Annotated in this window: 3 protein-coding genes; all 3 read left to right on the top strand. The window is 60.3% G+C overall.

What is annotated here, in order from left to right; translation table 11 throughout:
* Positions 1-488, top strand: a 488-nt coding sequence (locus DBR18_RS28280) for an SPOR domain-containing protein (RefSeq protein ID WP_158275059.1), incomplete at its 5' end; no start/stop codon positions are given.
* A gap of 98 nt (positions 489-586) precedes the next feature.
* Complete coding sequence (locus tag DBR18_RS20520) at positions 587-1147, top strand: CvpA family protein (RefSeq protein ID WP_007961197.1); 561 nt, start codon at positions 587-589, stop codon at positions 1145-1147.
* Positions 1148-1188: 41 nt separating this feature from the next.
* Positions 1189-1259, top strand: a 71-nt coding sequence (locus DBR18_RS29585; protein WP_256588824.1) for a hypothetical protein, incomplete at its 3' end; no start/stop codon positions are given.

Raw genomic sequence — 1259 nt, 5'->3', positions numbered from 1 at the left:
AACTTGAACCGGTCGCCGTGCCCGAGCCGCAAACGCTGCCGCAAGAGCCGGTGCCGAGTGATGACGAGGTGGCCGAGCGATCGGCGCCGGAGATGCCGATTGCACCGGCTCCAGCGCCTGCTCCTGTCGCCAAACCGGTTGCTCCAGCACCGGCGCCAGCGGCCAAGCCGACAACCGCACCGGCTCAGCCGATCGCGGCGGCCCCAACCAAGCCTGACACCACGCAAAGTCGTGTCGATGCCAACGGCCTGTCGGTCAGCTGGTCGGTGCAACTGGCCAGCCTGTCGAGTCGTGCCAGCGCCGAAAGCCTGCAGAAAACCCTGCGCAGTCAGGGCTATAACGCCTATATCCGTTCCGCCGACGGCAAGAACCGGGTGTTTGTCGGTCCGCTGATCGAGCGTGCCGAGGCCGATCGTTTGCGTGATGTCTTGAGCCGCCAGCAGAACCTCAAGGGGTTTGTCGTGCGTTTTCAGCCTGAGCGTGGCTAAAAACTATCGCCCGGATTGAAATGCACTGACAATCGCAGCTTACCGACAGCGGTGCGCTCTGCTAAAATGCGCCGCCTTATCCGTCTGTAGGCTGCACTGTGCCATTTACCCTGGTTGACTGGGCGATCGTTGCAATCATCGCCATCTCCGCTTTGATCAGTTTGAGCCGCGGCTTCGTCAAGGAAGCATTATCGCTGGTGACCTGGATCATCGCAGGAGCCGTTGCCTGGATGTTCGGTGGCTCACTGTCCGAGTACCTCGCCGGATACATCGAAACCCCATCGGCTCGCGTGATCGCGGGCTGTGCCATCATGTTTGTCGCCACACTGATCGTGGGCGCAATGATCAATTATCTTATCGGCGAGTTGGTGCGCGTGACCGGGTTGTCCGGCACCGACCGATTCCTGGGCATGGCCTTCGGCGCGGCGCGTGGCGTGTTGCTGGTGGTCGTGGCAGTCGGGCTGTTGAGCCTGGGGCCGGTACAGCAGGACGGGTGGTGGAAAGAATCACAGCTCGTGCCAAAGTTTCTATTGGTCGCCGACTGGTCCAAAAACCTGATTCTCGGGTGGAGCAGTCAGTGGCTTGCCAGCGGAATCAGCGTACCCGCTGATATTCCGTTCAAGGAGCAACTCTTGCCGTCGGCCAAAACGCCACAGTGAGTGTTGTTCAGTTCAGATCCATTAAGTAGGGGTTGCGTCGCATGTGTGGCATCGTCGGTATCGTCGGTAAGTCGAACGTCAATCAGGCGCTGTATGACGCGCTAACCGTGCT

Source organism: Pseudomonas sp. HMWF021 (genome assembly GCF_003061005.1).
Taxonomy (GTDB): domain Bacteria; phylum Pseudomonadota; class Gammaproteobacteria; order Pseudomonadales; family Pseudomonadaceae; genus Aquipseudomonas.
The sequence above is the reverse complement of the archived record's forward strand: the minus strand, read 5'-3'. Positions and strand labels throughout refer to the sequence as shown.